The organism is Streptomyces sp. NPDC043996, assembly GCF_056435225.1.
This window is the reverse complement of record NZ_JBWKEY010000002.1, coordinates 740,972-764,731: the sequence shown is the minus strand read 5'-3', so window position 1 is coordinate 764,731 and position 23,760 is coordinate 740,972. Positions and strand designations below refer to the sequence as shown.

The following is a 23,760-nucleotide window of genomic DNA, read 5'->3' as shown; positions in this document are numbered from 1 at the left end:
CCTGCGGGTACGGTAGCGAAGGGCGTGCCCAGCAGTGAGAGACACAGGAGAACCACCATGACCCACCCCGACGCGTCCGCCGCCGAGCTCAGCCCGGAGCAGGCGCGCTCCCGCCTGGACGAGCTGACGGTGATCGACGTCCGCGGGCCCGGCGAGTACGCCGGGGGACACCTGCCCGGCGCCCACAACATCCCCCTGGACCGCATCGCCGCCGCGGTGCCCGCCCTGCGGACCGCGGCCGCCCGCGGCGAGTTGCTCATGGTGTGCGCGTCCGGCGTCCGCTCGGCGACCGCGCGGGCCACCCTCGCCGAGCACGGCATCGCCGCCGCCAGCCTCACCGGCGGCACCACGCAGTGGTCCCGCCTCGGCTACGAGGTGCGGAGCGTCCAGGGCGCCCGGCGGGTGTGGGCGATGGAGCGCCAAGTCCGCTTCGCCGCGGGGGCGCTGGTGCTCACGGGCCTCGCCGCGGGGCTGCGCTGGCCGCGGGCCCGCTGGCTGTCGGCGGGCATCGCGGGCGGGCTCGTCTTCTCGGCCGCCACCGACACCTGCGGCATGGCCCGCGCCCTGTCCCTGCTCCCGCACAACCGGAACGGCGGCGAGGGCGGTGCGGCGGACCTGGAGCGCACGCTCGCCTCGCTCGTCGGCTGAGGTCCCCTCGGCACCGCGCCGGAGCGACGCCTACGGCGCGGTGCCGAAATCCCGTACGTAGCGCCGCTGCCACGGCGTCTCCACGGCCCGGCGGTGATAGTGCTCGCGGACATAGGCGACGGCATCGCCGGGCGGGACGCCGTCGAGGACGGCGAGGCAGGCGAGGGCGGTCCCGGTCCGGCCGACGCCGCCACCGCAGGCGACCTCCACGCGCTCGACGGTGGCCCGCGCCCAGGCCTCGGCGAGCAGTTGCCGCGCGAGCTCGCGGTCGGCGGGCAGCCGGAAGTCCGGCCAGCGCAGCCAGCGCGCCTCCCACGCCACCTCGGGCGCGGGCTTGCCCAGCAGGTAGACGGCGAACGTCGGCGCGGGCCCCACCGGCAGGGGCCGACGCAGCCCCCGGCCCCGCACGAGCCGCCCCGACGGCAGCCTCAGCACACCAGCGTCACCAGTTCTCCATGTCTCGTTCACCACCGCACCCTATGGCCAGAGAAGAGCCGCTCGTGGCCCCTCCGTCCGGGGAAAGCGCGTACCTGACCGGAATACGGGGTTTGCGCACCGGAATTCGAATTCCGGGGGAGGGTGACCGGACAGTGAAGGAACATGGTGGAATCTGAGGGCCGATAATCATCGGCTTCTAACGGAATCTTGACTTCGGATGGGCATAGTGCCGCACATGACGAACAACGTTCCCGTCTGCCCCTACTGCGGTCGGGTGGAGTGCATCTGTCCGTCGGCCCGGGCGAAGCCCGCGCCGACGCTCGTGGCGAGCGTGCTCGCCCACCTCCCCGATGGCCAACTCCCCGGCGCCGCGCGGGCCGAGAGGCCGGGAGCCGCCGCCCCGCCCTCCTAGGCCCGGGCGCGGTCCCCGGTGACGTGAGGGCGGCATGACGGATGCCCGGGCCCTCGCGGTGTTTTCGCGTGCCCGCGGGGCGGCGTCGCCGGGCCCGCGGACGGTGCGTCAGGGGCGCGCCGGGCTGCCCTGGTTGCCGGCGGCCGCCGCGTCGGCCGCACCGCCGTGCGCCGGGCCCACACCCGTTCCCGTCCCCGTACCCATGCCGAACATGGCGGAGACGATGTGCTCCGCGTGCTCGGTCAGGTAGAAGTGGTCACCGGGGAGCACCTCCGCGGAGAACGCGCCACGGCTGGCCTCCCGCCAGGAGTCCACGCCCTCGGGAGACACCTCGTAGTCCTGGTCCCCGGTGAACACGCCGATGGGGCAGCTCAGTCGGGCGTTCAGGTCGGGGCGGTAGGTCTCGATGAGGCGGTAGTCCGCGCGTATCGCGGGCAGCACCAGGGAGCGGAGGTCGGGGTCCTTCAGGAGCTCCGGCTCGGTGCCGCCGAGCCGCTGGATCTCCTTGACGAACTCCTCCTCCGGCAGCTCGTGCATCGTCCCGGGGTGCTGGTGGCGCGGGCCGGGGCGCCCGGAGACGTACACCCGCTTGGGCGGCAGACCCGGCAGGGCCTCGAGTCGCAGCGCCGTCTCCCAGGCGAGCGCGGCCCCCATGCTGTGCCCGAAGAAGACGAGTTCGCGGTCGGAGCGGACGCCCGTGCGCAGGACCTTCGCGACGGCGTCGGCCAGCTCGGTCATGGTGGCGACGGGCTGCTCCGCGAGCCGGTCCTGGCGGCCCGGGTACTGCACGGCGAGCAACTCCACGTCCAGCGGCAGGAGCTGGGCCCAGGGGAAGAAGAAGGAGGCGCTGCCGCCCGCGTGCGGGAAGCACACCAGGGTGGTCCGCGCCCCCGCCCGCGGCTGCGGGCGCCGCAGCCAACGGGCCGAGGGCGAGGTGACCCGGGCGCGGTTGGTCGTCGGGTTCGGTTTGATGGTCATCAACACTCCGTCAGAACGGGAAGGCGGTCCGGCCGCGTTTCGCGGGTCGTTCCCGTGACGCAACCAGAACGCGGGCGGAAGCCGCAACCCGGATGCGCGCGGACCGCCGCACCGGCACCGCTACCCCGCGAGGAGTCGATGTATCCGCAGGTCCTCGGCGCCGCTCGCGCGCCGCGCGCGTTTGTCCGGTCGCCCGGACGCGGGCCCGCGGGCGAGACGCCCATCGGCGAGACGAAACGGTGCGTCTGCTCTAGGGCGTGTGGCGCGGCCCGTAGCGGGCGCGGGGCGCCCGGCCGCGAGACCGGCCGCCGGCGTCACTCGTCGTGGCGCACGGCCCCGTCCTCGTCCATCGACGGATGGAGTTTCATCGGGTCCGTCGTCTCCAGGTCCGAGGGGCGTGCGGGCTCGGGCCCGTCCGGGCCGAGCCGGACCATGCGCTCCACGCGGCAGATCCGGAAGCACTGACCGCGTACGAGGACCTCGTTGGCGCGGCCCGCCGCCTTGAACTCCCGGGCCGCGCGGGCGAACGCGGCGCGCTCGGCGTCGTCGAGGCCGTACAGGAGCGGCCAGAACTCGGTCAGGCCGTGGACGAGGAGGCGGCGCGCGTCGTGCGGCGTCGGCATCAGCGCGCCGCGCGGCCGCCAGCGCTCGCCGCGCCGCTCCGCCACGCCGAAGCTGACCGGAAGGAGCACCACGTCCGGGTAGTCGCGCACGGCCCGCTCCGCGTCCGCGCGGAACGCCGGGGGACAGTCGTCGCCCACGGAGCGGAAGCCGCGCAGGGCGAGGCGCAGCGCCCCCGCCATGACGCCGCTGTCCCGGCCCTCGGCGAGGGCGAAGCCCGCGTCCTGCGACGGCGGCGATGGGCGCTGGTCCCACGACGGGACGGCGGGCTCGGGGTCGGTGGGGCGCGGCGGTTCGAGCCCGGAGTCGCCGACGCGCGCGAACTCCTCGCCGCGCACGACGCGGTAGCGGGTGCCGAGCACCGTCACCTCGTTCACCCGCTCCCGCTCCAGGCGGGCCACCGCCGCCAGCAGCGCCCGGCGCTGGACGCGGCCGTCGGCCTCGTCCTTGGCCTTGAACCACAGCAGGGAGTTGAGGCCGTCGCGGGCCTGCTGGGGCGTGCCGTCCACCACGTCGTTGAGCAGCCGCCAGTGCGTCTCGTCCCCGGGTTCCCGGGCGGCGACCCCGAACACCGGTCCGCGCACCGCGAGGTGCGGGTACAGGTACGAGGCGTCGAGGGCGTCGGCCTCGCTCACCCACGCGGCGGGGTCGTCACGGCGTACCAGCTCGCTGTGCAGCGCGTCGATCTGCCGCTTCCAGTCGTCAGACATGGACGCCATTGTTCCGTCGCGGCGCCCGGCGGGATGGCCGCTTCACGCGGGAGCATGATGAATCGGCCGATCGCTTGGCAGCCGGGCGGCCGTGCCCTATAGGGGAGTTCGGGCCCGGCCGCCGTCGCGCGGCTGGCGCGCGCGGGGCGCTGTGCGCGGGATCTCGCGCAGCGCGTTCGTCGCGCAGTGCACCTCGCCGAGGCTCAGATGGGCCCAGGAGAAGTTCTCCACCCAGCGCACCCGCACGCCGCGCGCCGCCAGGGCGCGTTCGGCGCTGTCCCGGAACAGGTCGCGCCCGTCGAGCACCGGGCCGTGCGGGACCGGAGCGGCGTAGTCGCGTGCGGACAGGGACAGGCCGTTGGCGAGCGCCGGGGAGAACGCGATGTGGCGGCGCGGACGGCCGGGGCCGACGTCGGCGCGGGCGTACAGGACGGGCAGCCGCACCAGTTCGCCGGGCCGCAGCCCCGTCTCGCGAAGGAGCACCCGCAGCTGCCCGTCGACGTGCCGGGCCGCGTCGGCGTTGTCGCCCGTGGCCCGCTCGTGGCGCAGGAACTCCGCCACGGTCGGCTTGTCCGGCGCGACCGTGCCCGCGAAGAGGCGCTGGCCGCCCTCGCCCGCGTCGCGCGCCCGGCGCAGCAGGTCAAGGGCGAGGCGCGGGTCGGACACGGCGAGCGTCCAGCCGCGCGCGTTGTCGGCCCGTACGACGTGGACGGTCTCGTCGGCGTGCCCGGCGACGAGCCACGACGTGTCAAGGACGACCGGCTCCTGCTGGCGCTGGGCGCGCAGCATGCGGACGAACGACGGGTCGGGGTGGCGCCGCGGCGTCGCGCCGTACACGATCCGGCCCTGGGGGTGGCCCGGGTAGGGCGGCAGGGACTCGATGTTGCCGGTGAAGTTGAGGAGTTCGTCGACGCCGGGGCCGCGCCGGGTCGTGTACTGCTGGACGACGCCGACGCCGGGCCCGCGCAGGTCGCGGAAGAGCAGCCGCCCGGACCTGCGCAGGCTCTCGCGCTCACCGTCGCCGGACTTCCAGTAGTTGGGGGAGCGCAGCAGGACGCGCAGGGTGTGCCGGCCGCCGTCGGCGGTGGGCCTGCTGACGTAGCCGGGCTCGACGATGTCCTGGCGCCAGATGTCGCGCCACCACCGCGCGGTGCCCGCCTGGAACCGCAGGGCGCGGTCGGGGAGTCCGGCGGCGCGGGTCGCCGCGCGCAGGGACTCGGCGAACTGCCGCCACTGGCCCGGCGGGCGCGTGTGGACCGGCACCTCGGCGGGCTGTCCGCTGCCGGGGGCGCCGGGGCCCGGCGCGGCGGCGAAGACGTGCTCGGCGCGCTGGAGGTCGTGCTGGAGCAGTACCGGCGCCATCCGCAGGGTCAGCGTCGCGGCCGGGCGCCCGGAGCCCGGCACGGCGAGCGACAGGTCGACGCGGCCGTCCCACCGCCGGGTGTCGCGCACGACGTCGCGCCCCTCCACGGCGAGCCGCACCCCCTGGCGCACCTCGCGCCCGGTGAGCCGTCCGGCGCCGCCGAGCGGCACGAACCGGCCGTCGCGCTCCACGAACACGCGGACGTGACGGCGCTGCGCGACCGGCACCGAAACGCGCCCGCCCGCGTCCGCGCCCTGAAGGCGCGTGGGCCGCACCCGCACCGGCGTCAGGTCCTTGAGGTCGGCGGGCCCGTTCACGGCCTCGTCCGCGGCGTCGTGGCAGGCCGCGAGCCGCCGGTCCACGGCCAGGTCGAGGCGGTCGAGGTCGCCGGGGCGCAGTCGGCAGCGGCGCGTGTCGTCGTCGATGTTGGGCAGGAGCACGGTCCCTTCGGGCGCCTCAAGGACGGGCCCGGGCCCGGGCGTGGCCCCCGCCCGCCCCGGAGTGAGCAGCGCCGCCACGATCACGGCGCACCCCGCCGCGCCGTACGCGGCGCGCCTGGCCCTGCGGCGCCCCGGCCGCGTCGGCGGCGGCCCGCCGCCCGGGGCGCCCCCGGTCCCGTACCCGCCCCGCACGTACCCGCCCATCACGGGCCCCTTCCGTCGCCCGCCACCGCGCGGAAGCGGGATCACGTCCCTGGACGCACTCCACTCTTCCCGCGCGCCCTGCGCGGCGCGTCGTGCGCCCGAGTGACGTGGCCCTGCATCCTTCGGCGCAGCCCGCGAAGGACCGCCTCCCCCCACGGTCCGGGGCCGCCCGCGCCGAACGGTGTGGTGCGGCCCGTCAGGGCGCGGGGCGGCGGAACAGGCCCGTCCACAGGAAGGACTCCCCGAAGTGCGGGGACTCGGGCGGCTCGTCGCGCATCCGGCGCAGCTCGACCTCGGTGAGGTCGGAGAGGATCCAGCGCAGCGACTCGGCGGAGTAGGCGAGACCGCCCTGGAGCCCCGCCGTCCGGTAGAAGTCGGCGTCGGGCAGCTCCGAGCCCATGCCGCCCGCCGCGAAGCAGGTCAACAGGAGATGGCCGCCGGGCGCGAGCACGCGGTCGAGGAGCGCGAGGTAGCTGACGCGCCGGTGCGGCGGCAGATGGTGGAAGCAGCCCGAGTCGCAGACCAGGTCGTAGGGGCCGCTCAGGGCGTCGGGGCCGAGGGCGAAGGCGTCACCGAGGTGGAAGCGGATGTCGGCACCGGCCTCCCGGGCCCGTTCGCGCGCCCAGGCGACGGCGGTCGGCGACAGGTCGACGGCGTCCACGGCGAAGCCGTGCGCGGCCAGGTGCAGGGCGTTGCGGCCGGGGCCGCAGCCGAGGTCGAGGGCGCGGCCCGGCCGGAGCAGACCGGAGTCGAGGTGCGCGGCCAGGCTTTCGTCGGGCTTGGCCACGAAGAACGGCACCGGCCTGGACCGGTCGGCGTAGAACCCGTCCCACCAGCTGGCCCCGCCCTCGGACCAGCGGTCCGCCTCCGGCGCGAACAGGCCGTCCAGCAGCCTCAGCACGTCCTCGACACCGCGTATGTTCCGCTCGACGCCACGGGCCGCGCCGTGCACGTCGTCCGGTGTGTTCCGGTTCATCCAAGCCCCTTTCACGATGCCCGTGGACCGTACCGTCACAGCCCGTGAAAGCCCAGGTCAGGAAGGGTTCTTCGGGCTCTTGTGCGGGCTCGTGCGGGGCGCTCGGCGGGCGCGGTGGGCGGCGGTCCGGGGCGGGGCCCGGGGGCCGGTGAGGGCCCCGCCGAGGGGCGTCACGGGCCCTTTTCCGCAGGCTTGGGAGCGACTTCTCTCAGCGGTTCACCGGCGCCGCGCGCGGGCGGCCCCGCCCGGCGCTCACGGCGGTCCCACAGGCTCAGGAGCGGGGTGGCCATCAGCGTCGTGACGAGCGCGACGACCACCAGCATGGAGAACATGCGGGGCGAGACGATGCCCGCCGCGAGGCCGACGTTGATGGCGATGAGCTGCATCAGGCCCCGCGCGTTCATCAGCGTGCCGACGCGCAGCGCCACGCCACGCTCCTCGCCGAGCGCCCGCGCGGTCAGCCAGCACGCGCCGAACTTCCCCACGATGGCGGCCGCCACGCACCCCGCCGTGAGGAGCAGCAGCGCGGAACCGGTGAGCAGCCCGAAGTCGGTGTTGAGTCCGGAGTACGTGAAGAACAGCGGCAGGAAGACGAGCTGGCCGACCGGCGCGATCGAGCCCACCGCCCGGTCCACGGCGGCGGAGCGCGGGAAGACCACGCCGAGGCTGAACGCCCCGAAGACGGCGTACAGGCCGATCGTGTCCGTGTACCAGGCGGCAAGGAACAGCGTGAGGACGGTGACGAGGAGCACCCCTTCGGGGGCGAGCCCGTCCAGGCGGCGCGCGATCGGCTCCCGGGCGCGCAGCAGCAGGGCCAGCAGGAGGGCGAGGCCGAGCGTGCCGAGCACGGCCTTCGCGAACGGGCCCGCGCTGTCCTGGGACAGGCTCAGGACGCCCGCGAGCAGCACCCACGCCACGGCGTCGTCCAGGGCCCCCGCGGCCAGCGAGATGGAGCCGAACCGGGTGCCGGTCAGGCCGCGTTCGGTGATGATCCGCGCCAGCATCGGGAACGCCGTGATGGCGAGCGTGACGCCGACGAACAGGCACGCCACCGGCAGCGAGGCCCCGTCGGGCAGGATGTCGACGGCGTCGTGCGCGGCCCATGTGAGCCCGGTGCCGAGCGCGAGGGGCACGACCATGCCCGCCACCGAGATCGCCCCGGCCGCCCGGGCCACCGGGCGGATGCGGTCGGCGCGCAGCTCGTACCCGGCCTGGAACATGAAGATGACCAGGCCGATCTGACCGGCGATGAACAGGACGGGCCGCAGCGCGTCCGGGAACAGCTCGTCCTGGACGCCCGGTGCGAGCGCGCCGAGGGCCGAGGGGCCGAGCAGCACCCCGGCGACCATCTCGCCGACGACGGGCGGCTGTCCCAGACGGCGCAGGCACAGGGCGGTGATCCGGCAGGTCACGAGGATCACCACGACGGCGAGGAAGAAGGTGGGGCCGAGTTCGGTGGTGGACATGGTCCGCGCCCTTCGGCTCGGGGGCTCAGCCGGTCCGGCTCAGTCGGGGAGGTGGTGGGGGCAGCTGGGGGAGCGCGGCTCCTGGCGCGGCGGGTGCGGGCCGTCCTCGGTGCCGGGGGAGCGCGGGCGGCCTTCGGTGTCGTGCGTCGCGAAGTACGTCGCGGCGAGCCGGTGGCGGCGCGCGTCGAGCACCATCCACGCGCCGAGGGCGAGTTGGACCGGTGCCCGCCACACGTCCTCGCAGCGGTCCCGCGCCCGCAGGAACGCGCGGGCGCCGAGCGCGGCGGGCCGCGACAGGGGCCGCTCGCGGCGCACCAGGAGGCAGGGCGCGCGGTTGGGGAGCGGCCGGGTGTGCGCGGCCGTCGAGTCGAGCGTGAAGCGCCGCAGGACCTCGCGCGTGGCCGCGCGCATCACCAGCGGCGCCAGGCGCCAGGCGGGGCACGGCCGGTTGGCGGCGACGCCGAACGGGATGTGGTGCGCGTCCTTGGCGCCGTGCCGCTCCCAGCGGTCGGGGTCGAACGCGTCCGGGTCCTCGTACCCGGTGGCGTGGTAGGCGGGATAGCTGAAGCAGAGCACGGACCCGGCGGGGATCGAAGGGCCCGCGTCGAGCGTGATGTCGGCGGTGGTGACGCGGTGGGCCACGCCGAAGAGCGGATAGAGCCGGAACGTCTCGTCGATGACGCGGTCCAGATAGCGGTCGTCGCCGGGCGCCCGCGCGAGGCGCTCCTGGACGGCGCGGTGCTGGGCGAGGGCGAGCAGCACGTGTGCCATGGCCTCGGACAGCTGCACGACGGCCGTGTTGAAGAAGGTGCCCTGGAGGTAGTACGCCTGCTCGCGCGGGCTCAGGCGGGTCGGCAGCGCGTGCGGCACGGCACCGGCGGCGACGCGGCGTTCCAGGTACCGGGTCAGGCGGTGGCGGCGGCGCATGTGCCGGAGGCGGGTGCACTTGAGGGCGCTCACCACGTCGTCGGCGTGGTCGGTGATGAGCCGTCGCACCCCCGGCGGGCACGGCTCGTGGAAGACGCGCTCGTGGAAGAACTCCGCCCACACGGGCATCATCAGGTCCCGCAGCCGGACGAACCCGGCGCGCCCGGTGAGCCGTTCGTCCAGGACGGCCGAGGTGCAGCGGGCGGCGGCGCGCGACAGGTCGGCCGCGGGTCCCGCGAGGACGGCCAGCGTGGTGCGGGCGACCTCGTCGTAGCGGGGGCCCGGCTCCAGGTGCTCCTGGTGGACGTCGGCGCCGGGCGCGAGCCAGTACCAGAACAGGTCGGACAGGGCGGCGCCCTTGCTGCGGCCCCGCGCCGCCGGGTGCGCGTACAGCTCCGCGAACCGGTCGGCGCCGATGTGCTCGCCGGGGACGGTCAGGCCCTCGTCCCCGCCGAGCCGCGCGAACAGCCGCGTGCGCAGCGCGATCACGCGGGGCGGCAGCCAGTACGGGGTGGACAGGGCGGCGAGCCCGGCACCGGCGGCGAGCAGGCGCTTGGCCCGTGCGGTACGCGCTTTCACGGCGCCACCGGCCCCGGCCCCGGCGGCCAGGACCGGCCCACCACCAGGTCGGCCGTCAGGTCGCGGGGCTCTCGGCCGCCGCAGAGGGTCAGGACGTGGTCGAACTCCGCGCGCAGGGTCTCCAGGACGTCCCGGACGCCGCTCTCGCCGTCGGCCGCGAGGCCCCACAGGACGGGGCGGCCCACGCCGACGGCGCGCGCGCCGAGCGCCAGGGCGAGGGCGACGTCGGCACCGGTGCGCACGCCGCCGTCGAGCAGCACGGGCACGCGGCCCGCGACGGCCCCCGCGACCCCCGGCAGGGCCCGCAGGGCGCCGGGCGCGGCGTCCAACTGGCGGCCGCCGTGGTTGGACACCCACACGGCGTCCACGCCGTGCTCGACGGCCGCGCTCGCGTCCAGCGGGTGCAGGACGCCCTTGAGCACGAGCGGCAGCGCGGTGAGGTCGCGAAGGCGCCGCAGGTGCTCCCAGGTGAACTCCGGGGACATGGCGATGGTCCGGGTCCGGCCCGGGGGCGCGCCCGGCAGGTCGCGCATGTTCTCCGGGGCGAGGCCCGGGGGCAGTTCGTGGAAGGCGTTGCGCTCGTCGCGCGTGCGCCGCCCGAAGACCGGGGAGTCCGCGGTGACGACCAGCGCGCCGCAGCCCGCCTTCTCCGCGCGGCGCACCAGGGCCGCGGTGACGTCGTCCTCGGGCTGGAGGTAGAGCTGGAACCAGACGGCGGCGTCGGCGCGTACCGCCCGCGCGGCGGCGGTGACGTCGGCGACGGCCGTCGTGGCGGCCACGCCGGTGACCAGGACGGTGTCGGCACCGGCGGTGGCGCGGGCGGTGGCGCGCTCGCCGTCGGGGTGCGCGAGGCGGTGGAAGGCGGTGGGGGAGACGACGACCGGCAGCGAGGCCAGGGCGCCGGGCAGCGCCACGGCGGTGTCCCGCCGGTCGTTGCCGCGCAGGACCCGGGGCAGCAGGGCGAGTTCGGCGAAGGCGCGGGCGTTGTCGGCGAGCGCGGTCTCGGTGCCCGCGCCCCCGGCGAAGTAGTCGTAGTGGACGGGGTCGAGCGCGGCGCGGGCGCGGTCGTGGAGGTCGGCGGGGCCCGCCATCACGGGCGGTCCGCGCCGGAGAGCGGCAGGCGCCCGCGCAGGAACGCGAGGAGCGGCGCGCGGTGGACCTCCTCGCTGTCCCACTCGTTCTCCAGGTTCTCGGTGAGGTGGTGCTCGGCCTGGAGTTCCCCGGCGCGGAAGGCGCGCACCACCGGGTGCAGATAGCGGCCGTCGAGGCCGGTGGCCTCGCGCTGCCCGACGCGGCCCACCGCGACGTCGAACGGGTCGACGCGGTCGTGGCCCTCGCCGTACTCCAGGGTGATGGTGAAGTACTGCTCGACGCGCCCGAAGTCCCCCTGGGCGACGGCGCGGTGGAGGTAGTCGACGGGCACCTCCTCGCAGTAGCGCAGGCCGCCGTCGCCGTCGTCCAGGAGGGCGTCGCCGAGGACCGCGAACTGCTGCCACAGCGCGGAGCTGCGGTTGACGCGCGCGATCACGGCATCGGCCGCGGCGCCCGCGGCGGGCGGCAGCTTCCGGTGGGGCCAGTCGACGCCGTGGTAGCGGCGTTCCAGGACGTGGTGCAGCGCCCGGACGCCGTAGCGGAAGCCGTGGATGAATCCGCTGGTTGATTTCTTGAAGTCCCGTACCTGTGTGACCGTGCCCGCGAAGTACAGATCGGGCACGTTGACGGATTCCCATGCGTCGGTCTGAGCCGGAAACCGCTCATTGATCGTCAGTTCCGGGCGGCATTCCGGGGCGAAAAGGGACGCGTCGAAGCGGAAGCCGGTGGCGAGAATGACGCGATCGTACGGTATCTCCTTGACCACTTCCCGCACCCGGGCGAAGCTCACCGCGACCAGATAGGTCCCTTCCTGCTGCCTGCGTATCGACAGGATCTCGCCGTCGAGGAGCGCGTTCTGTGATTTGAGCTGGTAGGTGTCGAGGAAATTGTTGTTGACCGCGCGCAGATGCCCCACGAAGTGCGTGCGCCACGCCATCCGCAGCGACCCTGGGCCTGCCAGATGGATGACGGCGGCCGTCTCGATCAGATTGTCGGCCGTCTCGAAGCCGGAATTGCCGCGGCCGATGATCAGCACGCGCTGGTCGGTGAAGTCGGCGGGGTCGACGGACACCTCGCCGTAGGTCTCTGCGGTCTCGGCGCCCTCGATGTCCGGCAGGTGGGGGCGGGACACACCGGTGGCCATGATCAGGCGGCGGGCGCGCAGGACGGTGCCGTCGGCGGCGCGGACGGTGAAGTTGCCGGTGCCCGCCGGGGGTCCGGGCCTGGTGATCTCGGTGACGTGGGTGTCGTAGCGCACCGCGAGGCGATGGGTGGCGGCGAAGTCGGCGAGGTAGCGGACCAGGTCGTCGGCGGCCGGGAAGTAGCGCGGGGTGTAGCCGGTGAACAGCGGGGCTCCCTCGTAGGAGAGCAGCGAGTTCCAGTCGGTGCGCAGCCGGAGCTCGGGGTCGTCCCAACCGGTGTGGACCTTGTTGATCGAGATGAGTTTCCGGTGTCGCGGGAAACGCGTGAAGAACGTTCCTGGAGCCGGTCCCGACTCGACAATGAGATAGCTGTGGCCGGAGCGGTCAAGGAAATATCCGGCCTGGAGCCCCGCGGGTCCCGCACCGACAATCAAATAGTCAAGAAGCCCATCATCGGTCACGTCCTGCTCCCGTCTCCGAGGAGCGTCGCGACGTCCCCGGCAGAGAGTCCAACGAGCGGATGCATCACGGTAGTTGACACTTCAAAGGCCGACTATGGCGGGTCGATGTGGCGTGCGTCACAGGCAATTGAGGGTTGTGGGAATTAGGCCGAGCGATACCGTGTGGCTGACCCCGCCGCGCCCGGCGAGAACCGGCCAGTGATCGTGCATCGCTTTTCTTTCCCGCCCTTCCCGCCCTTCCCCGCGTTCCCCGGAACGGATGTGCAGTGGAAAACGGACGCCACGCGATCAACGCGACCGAACCACCCTTTCCGCAGGCCCTGATCGACGCCTTCCGCCGGCACCCCGCCGCCGTCGCCTTCGAGTACCGCTCGCGCGCCGTCACCCGGGGCGAGGTGCTTTCCCTGGTCGCCCGCTGCGCGGCCGGGCTGAGCGCGCTGGGCCTCGGCCCCGGCCACTCCCTGGCGCTCGCCACCGACGTCACGCCCGAGGGCTTCGCCGTGCAGATCGCCGCCCATCTGCTCGGCTGCCGCGTGACCGGCCTGCGCCCGGGCCTGACGCCCCCTCAGCTCGCCTACGTCCTCGCCGCCGACGTCGACGCGGTCGTCACCGACGCGGCCGGGGCCCGCCCCGAACTGCTGCGCGCCGCCGCCGAGCTGCCCGTCCTGAACCTGGAGGCCGACCTGCTCGCGGCGCACCCGCTCGCCGCGCCCCTGCCCGGCGACGGCCTCGTCGCGCACGGCCGCCCCGACGACACCGCCCTGGTCCATCTGACCAGCGGCAGCACCGGCCGCCCCAAGGGCTGCGCGCTCAGCTACCGCGCGCTCACCGCCTTCTGGTCCTGGCAGCCCGCCCGCTGGGACCAGCGCACCGCGCGCCTCGCGGCCGGATACCGCCGCTATCTGCTGTTCGGCACCCTGACGAGCGCCGTCATGTTCGAACACCTGGGGCTCTGCCTGCTCGGCGGCGGCACCGCCGTCATCCCCGCACCCCCGCTGGAGTTCCCCCAGACCGTCGAGCGGTACCGCGCCACCGCCCTCCTGATGACCGTGCCGCGCCTGCACCGCCTGCTCGACGCGCTGCGCTCGGGGAGCGCCCGCGCCACCGCCCTGAGCACCCTGCGGGTCCTGATCGTCGCCGGGTCGCCGCTGGCCCCGCACGTGCTCGCGGAGGCCGTGCGGCGCGTCGGCCCCGCCGTGCACCAGGCGTACGGCCAGACCGAGACCGGCATGCTCACCCTGCTCACGCCCGACGACCTCCGCCACGGCCCCAAGGAGGCCCGCTCCTCCGTCGGCCACCCCTGGGCGCGGACCGAGCTGAGCGTCCGCGACGCCGAGGGCAAGGAGGTCGAGCAGGGCGGCACCGGCGAGATCTGGGCCCGCACGGAGGGCGCCATGACGGGCTACTGGCAGGACCCCGACGAGAGCGCCGAGGTGCTGCGCGGCGACTGGGTGCGCACCCGCGACGTGGGACACCTGGACGCCCACGGCTTCCTGCACCTCACCGGCCGGGCCCGCGACATCGTCATCGTCGACGCGATCGTGCACTACTGCGGCGCCATCGAACGGGCGCTGACCACCCACCCCGACGTCGACCAGGCCTACGTCGTCGGCGCGCCCGACGAGCGCACCGGCGAGGCCGCCCACGCCTTCGTCGTCGCCGCCCCTGGCCGGGCGCCCGAACTGGCCGCCCTGCGCGCCCGCGTCGCGGCGGAACTCGGCGTGAGCGGTCTGCCGAGCACGCTCACCGTGGTCACGGACGTGCCGGTGGCCCCCAGCGGCAAGCCGGACAAGCGGGCCCTCCTGCACAGGGCGCCGCCGCCTGGCCGCTGACACCTCCAGGGGCCAACAGCCGTCAGGCCGCCCGCACCGGCCGGGGGAACGCCCTGCGGTAGTCGCTCGGGGACACCCCGACGTGCTTGAGGAAGTGGTGGCGCAGGTTGTTCGCCGTGCCGAGGCCGCTGCGTTCGCCGATCTGCTCCACCGGCAGGTCCGTCGCCTCCAGCAGGCTCTGGGCCCGCGCCAGGCGCTGGTTGAGGAGCCACTGCAGCGGGGTCGTGCCGGTGGCGGCCCGCAGCTTGCGGTAGAAGGTGCGCGGGCTCATCGCGGCGCGGCGCGCCAGGTCCTCGACCGTGAGCGGCCGGTCCAGGTGCTCGCGCGCCCAGTGCAGCACCGGGCCGAGGCTCGCGTCGTCGGTGTCCGGCACCGACAGGTCGATGAACTGGGCCTGTCCGCCGGGCCGGTGCGCGGGCACCACCATGCGGCGGGCGAGCTGGTTGGCGACGTGCGCCCCGAGGTCGCGGCGCACCAGGTGCAGGCACAGGTCGAGGCCCGCCGTCAGGCCCGCGCTGGTCAGGACGTCCCCCTCGTCGACGTACAGGACCGAGTCGTCGACCTCCACCTTCGGAAAGCGCGCCGCGAGTTGCGCGGTGTGCTGCCAGTGGGCCGTGGCGCGGCGGCCGTCCAGGAGCCCGGCCTCGGCGAGCGCGAAGGCGCCGTTGCACAGCGACACCACGCGCGCGCCCCCGGCATGGGCCCCGCGCAGCGCGTCGACGAGCCCCTCGGGCAGCGGCGCGCCCTCCTCCACGCAGGCGTCGGGCACCGAAGGGACGATGACCGTGTCCACGCCCGCGAGGCCCTCAAGGCCGTAGGGCGTGCGCACGGAGAACCCGAACGGGGACGCGTCCTCGCGCTCGCGCGGCCCGGTCCCGCACAGCCTCAGGTCGTACCAGCGCTCGGCCAGATCCGGCTGCGGCTTGCCGAACACCGTGCACGGGATGCTCAGTTCGTACAGGTCCCAGGACGGGACCCCGATCTCCTCGGTGACGACCACCGCCACGGAACCAGCGCTCATGCCGCGAGCGTACGGCCGCTCCGGGGCGTGGCAGGAATGTGGTGATCGACGTCACCGCTGTCACTGTCCGCGCTCCGGGCCCGCTGCGAGGGTGGTGCTCACGTGATCACCACGGACGAGGCGACGCGCCGCCGACGGCGGACGTACGACCTCCTCCGCGTCCCACGCACGCACAAGGAGCGAGCACAGCATGAGCGCAGAACGTCGCACCCCCGTCACCGTCATCGGCCTGGGCAACATGGGCGCGGCCCTGGCCGCCGCCCTCCTGGCGGGAGGCCACGAGACCACGGTGTGGAACCGCACCCCGCACAAGGCCGAGGCCCTTGCCGCGCGCGGCGCCCGCGTGGCGGCGACGCCCGGCGAAGCGGTGGCGGCGAGCGAGCTGATCATCGCCTGCGTCCTCGACTACGACGCGCTGTACGCCGTCGTCGACCCGGCGGCCGCCGCCCTCGCGGGCCGCACCCTGGTCAACCTCACCACCGGCTCCCCCGAGCAGGCCCGGGAGTTCGCCGCCTGGGCGGCCGAGCGCGGCGTGGACTATCTGGACGGCGCCGTCATGACGACGCCGCCGGGCGTCGGAAGCCCGGACATGATGTTCCTCTACAGCGGTTCGAACGCCGCCTTCGAGACCCACGGGGCGGCCCTGAAGGCGCTGGGCGACCCTTTGTTCCTCGGCGAGGACGCGGGCCGCGCGTCGCTGTACGACGTGGCGCTGCTCGGACTGATGTGGGCGGCCTTCGGCGGCTGGCTCCACGGCACCGCGCTCGTCGGCGCCGACGGGGCCAAGGCCACGGAGTTCGCGCCGCTTGCGCTGCGCTGGCTCGGCGGCGCGGTGAGCGGCTTCATCGAGCGGTACGCGGGCCAGGTCGACGAGGGCCGCTACCCCGGCGACGACGCAACGGTCGACGTGCAGATCGCGGCCATCGACCACCTCATCCACGCGGCGGCGGACCGGGGCGTGGACAACGCGCTGCCCGAGCTGCTCAAGGCCGCCATGGAGCGGGCGAAGGCGGCCGGGCACGGCGCGGACAGCTTCGCCGGCGTCATCGAGGTCATGAAGGCCTGAGGCACCGGGGCATGAAGCCCGGAGGCGCCTGGCTCTGAAGGCATGGGGCGCCTGGCCCGATCGCGCCAAACCCGGCCCGCGCCCGCGGGGGTTCGCCGCCACCGGCGGGCCCTCGCGGGCACGGTGGCGAGGCCCGTATGGGGTGGGCGGCCCCCGTGCGCGGGGGCGGATTACGGCCATTCCGGCGCGCGTGTCTGGACGGCGACTGGGCGTTACCGCAGACTCGTCACGCGTGCTGCCCTGGCGTACCGGGCGCCACGCGAGCGTCACCGCGTACCGCGAAAGCCCATGGCCGACAAAAGCGGCGAATGGCCTGAATTCGCGGGCGAAGGCGGCGACTTGTGGCCACACGTGGGCGAAGAGACCCAGGTCACACCGCCGGAGCGGGGCTAGTAGGTGCGGCCTACATGCATGGCTCGCGTCTCCTACCCGAGGATGAGTCGGCCGACTCCCGACTACGACGGACGTGGGCGCGGACTCCGGCCCGCAGTCTGACTTCCGCGCCTCTTCCTGCCGTCACGATGGAGTGGATCCTGCCGACCCACGCTGTCGTGCGCGTTTAAGCCGACGGTCGGTCCTGCCTTGCACAACCCGACGGGAGTCTCCTTCGCCGTGGCTACGTTCCTCTACAAACTGGGCCGTCTCGCCTTCAGACGGCGCTGGTGGATGGCGCTCATATGGGTGCTGCTGTTCATCGGCGCGGGCGTCGCGGCGTCCTCGGCTCCCAAGGCTCCTGCCGATGTGTTCTCCATGCCCGGCACGGAGTCGCAGAAGGCCTTCGACCTCCTCGAGGAGAAGTTCCCCGAGACGAGCGCCGACGGCGCCACGGCCCGTGTGGTGCTCCGCGCCCCCGACGGCCAGAAGATCACCGACGCCAAGAACAAGGCGAAGGTAGAGAAGATCGTCGACCGCCTCGCCAAGGGCGGTCAGGTCTCCAAGGTCGACGACCCGTTCAAGACGGGCGCGGTCAGCAAGGACTCGACCACCGTCTACGCGACCGTGTCGTACAAGGTCCCCGGGCCCGAGGTGACCGACAAGGTCAAGGACAAGCTCACCGAGACCCTCAAGGACGCCCGCAAGGACGGTCTGAAGGTCGAGGCGGGCGGTGACGCGGTCCCGACCGAGCAGGAGCTCGGCGGCAGCGCCGAGCTGATCGGCATCGGCATCTCCGCCGTGGTCCTGCTCATCACCTTCGGCTCGCTGATCGCCGCGGGCATGCCGATCCTGACCGCGCTCATCGGCGTCGGCATCGGCATCTCCGGCATCACCGCGCTCGCCAGCACCCTCGAGCTGTCCAGCACCACCTCGACGCTCGCCACGATGATCGGTCTCGCGGTCGGCATCGACTACGCCCTGTTCATCGTCTCGCGCTACCGCGCCGAGCGGGAGGACGGCCGCACCCCCGAGGACGCCGCGGGACGCGCCGTCGGCACCGCGGGCTCCGCGGTGGTGTTCGCGGGCCTCACCGTCATCGTGGCCCTCTCCGGCCTCGCCGTCGTGAACATCCCGCTGCTCACCAAGATGGGCCTCGCCGCGGCCGGTACGGTCGTGGTCGCCGTCCTGATCGCGCTCACCCTCATCCCGGCGCTGCTCGGCATCGCGCCCCGCAGGACGCTGCGCCGCAAGGACCGCAAGAAGCCCGTCGGCGTTCCCTTCACCGACCCCAACGCCAAGCCGAAGCTCGGCACCCGCTGGGCCCGGTTCGTGCTGCGCCGCCCGCTGATCGTCCTGCTCGTCGCCATCGCCGGTCTCGGCGTCGTGGCCGCCCCGGCCGCCAACCTGCAGCTCGGCCTGCCGGACGAGGGCACCTTCGCGCCGGACACCACCCAGCGCAAGGCGTACGACATGCTGTCGGACTCCTTCGGCAAGGGCTTCAACGGCCCGCTGACGATCGTCGTCGACAAGGACAAGGGCGCCGGCGCCGCCGCGAAGGACGTCGGCAAGGAGCTCAAGAAGGTCGACGGCATCGTGTCCGTCAGCCCGGCGTCGCCGAACAAGGCCGACGACCTGGCGATCCTGTCCGCGACGCCGAACACGGGACCGAGTGACCACGACACCGAGACGCTGGTCAAGAAGATCCGCTCGGACATCGGCACCATCGAGTCCAAGACCGGCGCCGAGGTCCTGATCACCGGCCAGACGGCCTCGATCATCGACTTCTCGCAGACCCTCGACGACGCCCTGATCCCGTACCTGGCCCTGGTCGTCGGCCTCGCCTTCCTGCTCCTGATGCTGGTGTTCCGCTCGCTCCTGGTCCCGCTGAAGGCGGCGCTCGGCTTCCTGCTCTCGGTGCTCGCGGCGCTCGGCGCGGTCGTGGCGGTCTTCCAGGAGGGCCACCTCGCGAACGTGTTCGGCGTCGACCAGCCCGGCCCGATCATGAGCATGATGCCGATCTTCATGATCGGTGTGGTGTTCGGTCTGGCGATGGACTACGAGGTGTTCCTCGTGACGCGCATGCGTGAGGCGTACGTCCACGGGGCGCGTCCGGGCGAGGCCATCGTGACCGGCTTCACCCACGGCGGGCGCGTCGTCGCCGCGGCCGCGGTCATCATGATCAGCGTCTTCTCCGGCTTCATCCTGGAGGACGACGACATCATCAAGACCATGGGCTTCGGCCTCGCCGCCGCCGTCCTGTTCGACGCCTTCGTCGTCCGCATGGCGATCGTCCCGGCGGTCCTCGCGCTGCTCGGCAAGTCCGCCTGGTACCTGCCGGGCTGGCTGAACAAGATCCTGCCGAACGTCGACGTGGAGGGCGAGAAGCTCTACAAGCAGCTCGGTGACGGCGGCCGTACCCCGGACGCCGACCCCGAGCGGGAGCTCCAGCCGCTGCGCTGACGCACCCCCGCACCCACAGGCGGCCCGGTGACCTCCTCGGTCACCGGGCCGCCGTCGTGTGCGCGCCCGCCGCCCCCTCGGCCTCAGCTCTTCGTGGCGTCCAGGATCGCGGCGTGCGGGCGCTCCAGGTACGGGACCCAGAAGTCGTCGCCGGGGCCGGGCTCGGCGGTGTCGGCGACGCGGTGCTCGCGCCACTGGGGGGCGGTGAAGCCCGCCTCGCGCAGGGCCTTGTCCAGCGTCGCCGCCGTCCAGTAGCGGGCGGTGAAGCGGGCGCTGTGCTCGCCGACCGTGAAGCCGAAGTCCACCGGCGCGCCGTCCACGCGCTCGCCGACGGACAGGCCGAAGCCGTAGCGGGCGTAGTAGTCCGGGTCGGGGTGGTGGTCGGGGTGGATGGGCAGGGTGACGAAGCGCCCGCCGGGGCGCAGCGCCGAGGCGACCGCCTGGCACATCGCGACGAGTTCGGGGTACGTGGTGGCGTGCGGCAGCACGTACACGCCGAGCACCAGGTCGAAGGCGCCGTGCAGGCGCTCCGGCAGCGTCCCGTCGACGTACTCGACGCCGAGCGGCGCGCGCTCCTCGTGGCGCCGGGCCTGCTCGACCATCCCCTCGGACAGGTCGAGGCCGACGACGCGCCGCGCGCCCGAGCGGGCGAGCAGCCTGCTGTGGACGCCGCTGCCGCACCCGAAGTCGAGGATGTCGCGGCTCGCGAGCTCGCCCAGGTGGTGGAGGACCGTGGGGAACTCAAGCCCCTGCCGGAAGGGCATCGCCGCCGACTCCTCGTAGACCTCGGCGAGCTGGTCGAACTGACTGCCTGTCACGTCTGTGCCTCCCTGACCCCCGTGACTGTGGAGTGAACGCGGGGACCGGCCCCGGGTGTGATGTTCGCATGGGTGTGCGGACGGCGTGTACGGGGGCGGGACGGCGAGCGCGGCCCGCGCGGGCGGCGGTGCGGCGGCTTCGCCCTCGCGGTGGGCTGGTTTCGCCCTCGCGGTGCGGCGGTTCGGCCCTCGCGGGGTGCGGCGGTTCGGCCTTCGCGGTGCGGTGGTTCGGCTCAATTCGTGCGGGCTTGGGCTCAACTTCGGCGCCGGGCCACGCGTCCGTGCTAAGGGCTGGACGGTTTCCGGCCCGGTCGCACGGCCCGGTGTTCCCTCGCGCATGTTCCCTCGCGGAGGCGAACGGGCCGTGGCGGAACGGAAGGTGGCCGTCCGGTCCGGGGGCGCGGACCCGGCGGCCCGGAGCGGCGTGGGCGCGAACGGCCCCACCCGCGTGCGCGCGAGGGGTGCACGCGCCGCCGGGCTAAGGAGGCAGGCCATGTTCGGGGTCGACACGGACCGCCTTACGGTGGTGCGGCTGGAGTCGCGGCGGGCCCGCGACCCCCGCCTCACCGGCGCCAAGGCCGCCCACCTGGCGCGCGCGGCCGCGGCGGGCCTGCCGGTGCTTCCGGGGTTCGTCCTGGTGCCCGGCGGGAACTGGGCTGCGGAGGAGCGCGCCGAGGACCTGGCGCCTCCCTCTCCCGCCCAGGTCACGCGGGTCCACGACGGCGGCACGAGGCGCCACCGCGAGCTGACCGCGCCCCGAGGCCAGCACGCTCCGCCCCGCGAGGACGGGGCACCCCGCGAGGACGGGCCGCATCCGTACGGCGACGCCGAACTGCACCGCGCCTGGCGCGAGATGAGCGAGGACGGCCACCGCTCCCTCGCCGTCCGGTCCTCCTCCGCGTACGAGGACGCCGCCGACTCCTCCCTCGCGGGCCTCTTCGAGACCGTCCTCGACGTACGGGGCTTCGATGCCTTCCTGGCGGCCGTGCGGCGCGTGCTGCGCTCGGCGGGGCGCACCCCGCCGGGGCGCGCCCCGCCCGCTGGGCCGCCGCCCGGGCCGGGCGGCATGGCGGTGCTCGTGCAGCCGATGGTGCGCGCGGCCGCGGGCGGCGTCATGTTCGGCGCCGACCCGCTGGCGGGGCGCGGCGACCGGGTCGTCGTCAGCGCCGTGGACGGCGGCCCCGACCGCCTCGTCAACGGCCATGTCCAGGGCGTGCGCTACCACCTCACCCGCCACGGCCGCCTGGTCCACACCGAGCCCGGCGAACCGCGCGGGGCCCGCCTGCTCACCCACGGCCGCAGGCTGCGGCTGCTGCGCCTGGCCCGGGACGCCCAGCGGGAGTTCGGCGGCCCGCAGGACATCGAGTTCGCCTTCGACGCCGACGACCGGCTCTGGCTGTTCCAGACCCGCCCCATCACCGCCATGCCCGTCCGCCCGCCCCGCCGCGCCCGCCTCCTGGGCCCCGGTCCTGTCGCCGAGACCTTCCCCGGCGTGCTGCAGCCGCTTGAGGAGGACCTGTGGCTGGTGCCCATGGCCCACGGCCTGTCCGTCGCCCTGGACATCGCGGGCGCCGCGCCCCGCCGCAAGCTGCGCGGGCTGCCGCCCGTGACCACCGTCGACGGCCGCGCCGCCGCCGATCTGCGCCTCCTCGGCGCCGCGCCTCCGGCCCACCGCGTGCTCGGCTTCCTCAACCCGGCGCCCGCGGCGCGCCGCGCGGGAGCGGCCTGGCGGATGGGCCGGGTGCGCACGACGCTGCCGACGCTCGCGCTCGACCTGACGGCCGACGTGGACCGGTACCTGAGCGAACTGCCCGCCCCCGCAGAGATGCTGAGCGGACAGCTGCTCGCCGCGGTCTCCTGGGGGCGTACGGTCCTGTCCGCGCTGCACGCCCAGGAGTCCCTCGCCGGGGCGGTCCTCGGTCCGGGGACGGGCGCCACGGCCGTCGGCGAGGCGCTCGCCGTCCTCGCGGAGGGTCCCGCGGCGCGCGACGAGGCCGCGGACGCGCGCCTCGTGGCCCGCCACCCCGTCCTGCTCGCCCTGCTGCCGCCGACGCTCGGGCCGCGCCCGCCGCTGCCGGAGCGCACCGGCTGCACCGGCGTCCCGCGCGGCACGGCCGTGCTGCCCGCCCGCGAAGGGCTGCGGCTGCGGGTGCGGTGGGTGCAGGAGATGCAGGCCAGCATGGTGCGCGAGACCGCACGGCGCCTCGCCGCCGCCGGACTCCTGGCCGCCCCCGACCGGATCGCGCTGCTGCGCTGGCCGGAGCTGACCGCGGCCGGTGACGGCAAGGGGCTCCCCGCGGACCTGCCCGACCGCCTGCCACGGCCCCAGCGCCCCGAACTGCCCGCCGCGTTCCGCCTCGCGGACGGGCGCCCCGTCCCCGAACCGGGCAGGCGCGGGGCAACCGCCGAAGGACAGGGCGCGGGCGGCGGCTTCGGCTCCGGCACGGCCTGGCACGGCGGCGGCGAGCGCCCCCGGTTCGCGGTCCTCGTGGTGCGCGCCCTCGACCCGTCCCTCGCGCCCCTCCTTCCCGGGCTCACCGGACTCGTCGCCGAGACCGGCAGCGTCCTGTCCCACCTCGCCGTGCTCGCCCGCGAGTACCAGGTGCCCACCGCCGTCGGCGTCCCCGACGCCCTGGACCGCTTCCCCGCCGGGACCCGGCTGACCGTGGACGGCGGCACCGGGGCCGTCGAGGTGGTGCGGATGGCGGCGGTCGGGGAACCGCCGGGACCGCGCGCGGGCGGCGCCGACCGCACGGAGGGCATGGCGTCATGAAGTACGTGAGCTATCTCTTCGGCGGCCTCACCGCCGCGGCCGCCGCCACCTACAGCGTCGTCTACCTCACCCGCTGGGAGTGGCAGCGCGCCCTGATGTGCGGGGTGCTCCTGCTCGTCATCGAGGGCCTGCTGGTGTGCACGGCGATCCTGAGCCGCCTGGGGCGCCTGGAGCGGCAGTTGGCCGACTCGAGCCAGCGCACCGAGGAGGTGTGGCGGCGCCTGCGCGAGACCCGCCCGGAGGACGGCGTGCGGTTCCGCTGGCTGGAGTCCACGGACACGGACGGCACCCAGCGCACCTATGTCTTCGTGCCCGTCCTGATGGCGGCAGGGGCCCTGCTCTCGGGCGTCGCCTGGCTCGTGCAGAAGATCTCGGCGGCGACCGTGCGGCCGGGCGCGGAGCGGCGGCTCGCCGGGCGCCTCGGGCGCCTGGCCGCCCCCGGCACCGACGTCAGGGGCCGGATGCCGGAGCTGGAGGACCAGGAGGCCGTGCCCCGGCCCCGCGCCCTGCGGACCCTCCTGGTCGGCGGCACCGTCGCCGCGGCCGTGCTGCTGCTCGCGCTGTTCGTGGACACCCTCTCCGACGCCACCCAGACCCGGCCGGGCGAGGACTCTGACGCGGCCGCCACGACCGTCGTGTACCGCGTCGACGTGCGCGGCACCGACAGCGCCGCGGCCCGCGCGCTCGCCGCCCGCGAACTGTGGGAGAGCTGCCGCCGCTCGACCGCGTCGCTCAACGTCCACGCCCCCCTGACCCGCCTGGACGGCGACGTGTGGGCCGGGGTCATCCGCCCCGCCCTGTCCGCGCACGACGTGATGCGCCTCAGCGGCTGCCTCGGCGACGCGACGGCGCACCGCACCCGCGCCCACGTCCTGGGCGAGACCCAGGTGCGGCCCGCGCACGGACGCGGGTCCGGGCTCTGAAGGCGCGAACACCCTTGATACGTATGTGATGTGAC

Annotated in this window: 18 protein-coding genes; 7 read left to right on the top strand and 11 right to left on the bottom strand. The window is 74.7% G+C overall.

Features of this window, described 5'->3' with window-relative positions:
• Positions 1-57 precede the first annotated feature (57 nt).
• Positions 58-648 carry a rhodanese-like domain-containing protein gene (locus AC07A4_RS07345; protein WP_478594214.1) on the top strand — a complete coding sequence of 197 codons (591 nt, stop codon included), beginning with the start codon at positions 58-60 and terminating at the stop codon, positions 646-648.
• A gap of 30 nt (positions 649-678) precedes the next feature.
• Here the strand turns inward: AC07A4_RS07345 and AC07A4_RS07340 are convergent, their stop codons facing one another.
• Complete coding sequence (locus AC07A4_RS07340; protein ID WP_478594211.1) at positions 679-1,116, bottom strand: protein-tyrosine phosphatase family protein; 438 nt, start codon at positions 1,114-1,116, stop codon at positions 679-681.
• A gap of 205 nt (positions 1,117-1,321) precedes the next feature.
• On the opposite strand from AC07A4_RS07340, the gene AC07A4_RS07335 reads away from it, so the two are divergent.
• The gene (locus tag AC07A4_RS07335; RefSeq protein ID WP_478594208.1) at positions 1,322-1,498 is read left to right on the top strand and encodes a hypothetical protein; all 177 of its coding nucleotides are present in this window, start codon (positions 1,322-1,324) and stop codon (positions 1,496-1,498) included.
• Positions 1,499-1,606: 108 nt separating this feature from the next.
• Here the strand turns inward: AC07A4_RS07335 and AC07A4_RS07330 are convergent, their stop codons facing one another.
• The 8 genes from AC07A4_RS07330 to AC07A4_RS07295 form a co-directional block, all read right to left on the bottom strand.
• Positions 1,607-2,476, bottom strand: coding sequence for a thioesterase II family protein (locus AC07A4_RS07330; protein ID WP_478594206.1), 870 nt, complete (start codon positions 2,474-2,476; stop codon positions 1,607-1,609).
• A 314-nt stretch (positions 2,477-2,790) separates the two neighbouring features.
• Positions 2,791-3,807 carry a DUF5954 family protein gene (locus AC07A4_RS07325; protein ID WP_478594203.1) on the bottom strand — a complete coding sequence of 339 codons (1,017 nt, stop codon included), beginning with the start codon at positions 3,805-3,807 and terminating at the stop codon, positions 2,791-2,793.
• 96 nt (positions 3,808-3,903) lie between these two features.
• On the bottom strand, positions 3,904-5,814 hold the full coding sequence (locus tag AC07A4_RS07320) for a protein-arginine deiminase family protein (protein ID WP_478594201.1): 1,911 nt from the start codon (positions 5,812-5,814) through the stop codon (positions 3,904-3,906).
• 196 nt (positions 5,815-6,010) lie between these two features.
• Positions 6,011-6,790, bottom strand: a complete 780-nt coding sequence (locus AC07A4_RS07315) for a class I SAM-dependent methyltransferase (RefSeq protein WP_478594199.1) — start codon at positions 6,788-6,790, stop codon at positions 6,011-6,013.
• A gap of 170 nt (positions 6,791-6,960) precedes the next feature.
• Positions 6,961-8,256, bottom strand: a complete 1,296-nt coding sequence (locus AC07A4_RS07310) for a cation:proton antiporter (RefSeq protein WP_478594196.1) — start codon at positions 8,254-8,256, stop codon at positions 6,961-6,963.
• 39 nt (positions 8,257-8,295) lie between these two features.
• Positions 8,296-9,762, bottom strand: a complete 1,467-nt coding sequence (locus tag AC07A4_RS07305) for a cytochrome P450 (RefSeq protein ID WP_478594193.1) — start codon at positions 9,760-9,762, stop codon at positions 8,296-8,298.
• Positions 9,759-10,853, bottom strand: coding sequence for an alpha-hydroxy acid oxidase (locus tag AC07A4_RS07300; RefSeq protein ID WP_478594191.1), 1,095 nt, complete (start codon positions 10,851-10,853; stop codon positions 9,759-9,761). Before AC07A4_RS07300 ends, AC07A4_RS07305 begins: the two co-directional genes overlap by 4 nt.
• Positions 10,853-12,457, bottom strand: coding sequence for an NAD(P)-binding domain-containing protein (locus AC07A4_RS07295; protein WP_478594189.1), 1,605 nt, complete (start codon positions 12,455-12,457; stop codon positions 10,853-10,855). The genes AC07A4_RS07300 and AC07A4_RS07295 overlap by 1 nt, the downstream gene beginning before the upstream one ends.
• A 266-nt stretch (positions 12,458-12,723) precedes the next feature.
• Here AC07A4_RS07295 and AC07A4_RS07290 point away from each other — a divergent pair, with 266 nt between their 5' ends.
• Positions 12,724-14,289 (top strand): class I adenylate-forming enzyme family protein, encoded by a 1,566-nt coding sequence (locus AC07A4_RS07290; RefSeq protein WP_478594186.1) that lies wholly within the window; start codon positions 12,724-12,726, stop codon positions 14,287-14,289.
• Positions 14,290-14,311: 22 nt separating this feature from the next.
• Here the strand turns inward: AC07A4_RS07290 and AC07A4_RS07285 are convergent, their stop codons facing one another.
• A complete protein-coding gene (locus AC07A4_RS07285; RefSeq protein ID WP_478594394.1) occupies positions 14,312-15,289 on the bottom strand; it encodes a GlxA family transcriptional regulator in 978 nt (325 codons plus the stop codon).
• A 211-nt stretch (positions 15,290-15,500) separates the two neighbouring features.
• Between AC07A4_RS07285 and AC07A4_RS07280 the strand changes: the two genes are divergently transcribed.
• Together AC07A4_RS07280 and AC07A4_RS07275 are read left to right on the top strand one after the other, a co-directional pair.
• Positions 15,501-16,376, top strand: coding sequence for an NAD(P)-dependent oxidoreductase (locus AC07A4_RS07280; protein WP_478594183.1), 876 nt, complete (start codon positions 15,501-15,503; stop codon positions 16,374-16,376).
• Positions 16,377-16,988: 612 nt separating this feature from the next.
• Positions 16,989-19,211 (top strand): MMPL family transporter, encoded by a 2,223-nt coding sequence (locus AC07A4_RS07275; RefSeq protein WP_478594180.1) that lies wholly within the window; start codon positions 16,989-16,991, stop codon positions 19,209-19,211.
• A gap of 83 nt (positions 19,212-19,294) precedes the next feature.
• Here AC07A4_RS07275 and AC07A4_RS07270 read toward each other — a convergent pair whose 3' ends face one another.
• Positions 19,295-20,029, bottom strand: coding sequence for a class I SAM-dependent methyltransferase (locus AC07A4_RS07270; protein ID WP_478594177.1), 735 nt, complete (start codon positions 20,027-20,029; stop codon positions 19,295-19,297).
• Positions 20,030-20,522: 493 nt separating this feature from the next.
• On the opposite strand from AC07A4_RS07270, the gene AC07A4_RS07265 reads away from it, so the two are divergent.
• Both AC07A4_RS07265 and AC07A4_RS07260 read left to right on the top strand, forming a co-directional pair.
• Complete coding sequence (locus tag AC07A4_RS07265) at positions 20,523-22,802, top strand: PEP/pyruvate-binding domain-containing protein (protein WP_478594175.1); 2,280 nt, start codon at positions 20,523-20,525, stop codon at positions 22,800-22,802.
• The gene (locus AC07A4_RS07260; protein ID WP_478594173.1) at positions 22,799-23,725 is read left to right on the top strand and encodes a hypothetical protein; all 927 of its coding nucleotides are present in this window, start codon (positions 22,799-22,801) and stop codon (positions 23,723-23,725) included. Before AC07A4_RS07265 ends, AC07A4_RS07260 begins: the two co-directional genes overlap by 4 nt.
• Positions 23,726-23,760 lie beyond the last annotated feature (35 nt).

Excerpts from the sequence above, each read along its gene's own strand:
- AC07A4_RS07310 (WP_478594196.1), bottom strand. The coding sequence starts at position 8,256 with ATGTCCACCACCGAACTCGGCCCCACCTTCTTCCTCGCCGTCGTGGTG.
- AC07A4_RS07335 (WP_478594208.1), top strand. The coding sequence starts at position 1,322 with ATGACGAACAACGTTCCCGTCTGCCCCTACTGCGGTCGGGTGGAGTGC.
- AC07A4_RS07260 (WP_478594173.1), top strand. The coding sequence starts at position 22,799 with ATGAAGTACGTGAGCTATCTCTTCGGCGGCCTCACCGCCGCGGCCGCC.
- AC07A4_RS07300 (WP_478594191.1), bottom strand. The coding sequence starts at position 10,853 with ATGGCGGGCCCCGCCGACCTCCACGACCGCGCCCGCGCCGCGCTCGAC.
- AC07A4_RS07265 (WP_478594175.1), top strand. The coding sequence starts at position 20,523 with ATGTTCGGGGTCGACACGGACCGCCTTACGGTGGTGCGGCTGGAGTCG.
- AC07A4_RS07320 (WP_478594201.1), bottom strand. The coding sequence starts at position 5,814 with ATGGGCGGGTACGTGCGGGGCGGGTACGGGACCGGGGGCGCCCCGGGC.
- AC07A4_RS07325 (WP_478594203.1), bottom strand. The coding sequence starts at position 3,807 with ATGTCTGACGACTGGAAGCGGCAGATCGACGCGCTGCACAGCGAGCTG.
- AC07A4_RS07315 (WP_478594199.1), bottom strand. The coding sequence starts at position 6,790 with ATGAACCGGAACACACCGGACGACGTGCACGGCGCGGCCCGTGGCGTC.
- AC07A4_RS07280 (WP_478594183.1), top strand. The coding sequence starts at position 15,501 with ATGAGCGCAGAACGTCGCACCCCCGTCACCGTCATCGGCCTGGGCAAC.
- AC07A4_RS07345 (WP_478594214.1), top strand. The coding sequence starts at position 58 with ATGACCCACCCCGACGCGTCCGCCGCCGAGCTCAGCCCGGAGCAGGCG.
- AC07A4_RS07330 (WP_478594206.1), bottom strand. The coding sequence starts at position 2,476 with ATGACCATCAAACCGAACCCGACGACCAACCGCGCCCGGGTCACCTCG.